A 2,931-nucleotide genomic window follows, 5' to 3' on the forward strand; every position below is an offset into this window, starting at 1 on the left:
ATTGATGTAGGTAGTTTGTTTGGCGACGATTATCTGATCATAAATGAAGCCTTTTTTCTATCTAAATAAACAAGTTAGCTCTTAAGATCCTGTCTATGAGCAACGGATAGCCAAGATGTTTTCGATATTTATCGCCGCCCTTCAGTTTCAGAAAACACCTCACAAAAGCCTTATCTTAGTTCTGAACAAGTGGAGCGACTGTTTGGTCATTCAGACCATTTCACTCTGGTTGCGGAAGTCTCCGGCAAAGTAGTGGGTCACATTACTTTATTCATGACCACCAAGGTAAGAGACAGGCACTGCGCTGGTCTTGGTATTGCTATTCACCCAGATATGCATGGTAAAGGGGTCGGTAAGGCGTTAATGCAAGAAGCGATCAATCAGGCGGATAACTGGCTTAATCTCGTGCGTCTTGAGTTAGAGGTTCATGCCGATAACCACGCCGCTATTGCTTTGTATGAACGTGTAGGCTTTCAGTTAGAAGGCACAAAAAGACTCAGTACGTTCAAAGCGGGTAAGTACATCGATATGTTGCTGATGTCGAGAATACGACCAGATTACCGTTGAGATCGAACCAAACAGGTTCCTGCTTTAGAAATCGGTTAATGAGCAATTGATTAGTGAAATTCCCATTAAACTCTGTATAGTAGCAACCGTTTGCTTCGTATAACCCCAATGATATGGTTTGGGGGTCTCTACCAGCTCCCGCAAAGTGCTGATTACGAAGGGTTTAGATCACAATTGTGTTCTTACTCTTTGTAATGGCGTTCAAGAAAACCTCCTGTCTATTATTCAGAGTAAGCGCACACCTAAAATCCATAGTAGGTGAAATATGAACGCATTTATTCAAGGGCTCCCAAAAGTAGAGTTGCATTTACACATTGAAGGTTCGCTCGAACCTGAGTTACTTTTCCAGCTTGCTCAACGCAATGGCATTGAGCTGCCTTATTCATCCCCAGAGCAACTAAGACGCGCATACGAATTTGATGATTTACAGTCATTTCTGGATATCTATTATCAAGGTGCTGATGCACTGCGCACAGAACAGGATTTCTACGACTTAACATGGGCTTATCTAGAACGCTGTAAAGCCGACAATGTTATCCATACTGAGATTTTCTTTGATCCTCAGACACATACCGATCGTAGCATTGCATTCGATACCGCTATTAATGGCATTCATCGTGCGCTTGAACAGGGTCATAAAGAGTTGGGCATTACCTCTCAAATCATCGCATGTTTTCTGCGCCATTTATCTGAAGAGAGCGCCATTCAAACGTTCGCAGAGGTATTGAATCATCAAGATAAGATCGTCGGGGTTGGACTGGACTCTTCTGAATTAGGACACCCACCAGAGAAGTTCAAGCGTGTATTCCAACAAGCAAAACAAGCGGGCTTCTTGACGGTGGCGCATGCAGGAGAAGAAGGGCCGGCTCAAAACATTGTCGATGCGATTGAAATGCTCAGCGTGAGTCGAGTGGATCATGGTGTCCAGTGCATGACAGACGAAGCTCTAATCGAAGAGCTGATTGAAACCAAAATGCCACTGACGGTGTGCCCACTGTCGAATATTAAATTGCGTGTATTCGATGTGATGGAAGACCACAACATTGTCGAACTGCTCAGAAAGGGTGTGGCTGTAACGATTAACTCGGATGACCCTGCTTATTTTGGTGGTTACATGTCGGATAACTTTAATGCGGTGAGCAAAGCTCATGAGATGACGCATCAGGAGTTAGCGCTGTTTAGTTTGAATGCGATAGACGCGAGCTTTATTGAAGCGCCATTGAAGCAGCAATATCGAGAGCTTGTTCAAGGTTACTTAGCTAAAGCTGATTTTGACCAGAATTTCTAGCCGCTGTGCCCATTTACTAGCAGCTGAGTATAAAGCGCTAGGATGGCCAACTAAAGTGGATGGTAAAGTGTTATCGACTGAGTCTGCTTAATCTCTATAAGCCTAAATCATCTAGATGAAGACAAAAAAGAAGTTGGCAGTGCGCCAGCTTCTTTCGTTTTTAAATTAAGACCATTGAGCTACTTGTTCACGTAGTCTTTGAATTTCTGCTTCGTTTCAGCATCCGCTTTTTCGTACCAGAAATACAACATTTCTTCAGCTGTATTCGCCGCATTTCCGTCAATCTTTGCTGGAAGCGTTACGGGTTGTGCTACAACTGCTGCGCCCGCGCTAGCACCTACTGTAAGTGCTGCGATGCCGCCTTTCTGGTTGTACTCCTTCGCTTCTTGCGGGTACTTACGACCAATCTGCATGCCATCTTTGATAAGTTTGTCTTGCTTAACACTGATTGCATTTTGGTTTTCATCAACCAGTTTCCAATCTAAGTTTTGAAGGCCTTTTTTCGCTTCGTTGGTGTTACGGAACTTAGGCATGTCAAACGTCAATGCTGTGTCTGTCGCATCAAAAGTAGCAATAATGGTATCGCTATCGACAAACTCTCGGTCGTTACCTTGGCTGAAAGCCAGTTGATATTTGAAAACGATTTGGTTTACGCCATCTGGAACGGTGATCGTTTTGCTCGAAGAGAAGAAACCACCGTCGAGATCAGGTTTAGCCTCATTAACAGCTAAGACTTCGACTAAAGCATCTGCGCTAGAAGGAACTTCAATTGTTACGTCAGCTAACACTTGTGGCGCTGCGATAATTGTGGAAAGCAGCGCGATGGATTTTAATGTTTTCATAATCATACAGTTGTTTATGGGCAGTTGAACTACAATCGCATGGTAAGAACTCCAATTCAAGTCATGTCATAAGGATTTGAAAAAATTTGCGAAATCTTAACGCAACGGTCATATATTAAGGTTCACATTGACTAGGGCGTGTTGATCTTTCGTGAGTGTTTTTTGAACAGCATGGTAAAGAGTTATAATTTGCTTCGCCAAAAGTAAAACCATAACCAATACCATGCCAAGAAC

The 2,931-nt window shown here is 43.2% G+C and carries 2 protein-coding genes, 1 pseudogene and 1 riboswitch; of the genes and pseudogenes, 2 read left to right on the forward strand and 1 reads right to left on the reverse strand.

Annotated elements, in window-relative coordinates:
- Positions 1-102: 102 nt before the first annotated feature.
- Positions 103-567, forward strand: a pseudogene (locus F0229_RS21530) (GNAT family N-acetyltransferase); the annotation flags it as partial.
- Between the two features lie 75 nt (positions 568-642).
- Positions 643-742, forward strand: a riboswitch (purine riboswitch).
- Positions 743-832: 90 nt separating this feature from the next.
- The gene (locus F0229_RS21535) at positions 833-1,855 is read left to right on the forward strand and encodes an adenosine deaminase (protein ID WP_171733682.1); all 1,023 of its coding nucleotides are present in this window, start codon (positions 833-835) and stop codon (positions 1,853-1,855) included.
- A 179-nt stretch (positions 1,856-2,034) separates the two neighbouring features.
- On the opposite strand, the gene F0229_RS21540 is transcribed toward F0229_RS21535, so the two are convergent.
- Positions 2,035-2,697, reverse strand: coding sequence for a DUF2057 family protein (locus tag F0229_RS21540; RefSeq protein ID WP_136979510.1), 663 nt, complete (start codon positions 2,695-2,697; stop codon positions 2,035-2,037).
- Between the last annotated feature and the right edge of the window lie 234 nt (positions 2,698-2,931).

It is taken from the genome of Vibrio sp. AIC-3 (genome assembly GCF_013114515.1).
GTDB classification, from domain to species: Bacteria; Pseudomonadota; Gammaproteobacteria; order Enterobacterales; family Vibrionaceae; genus Vibrio; species Vibrio crassostreae_C.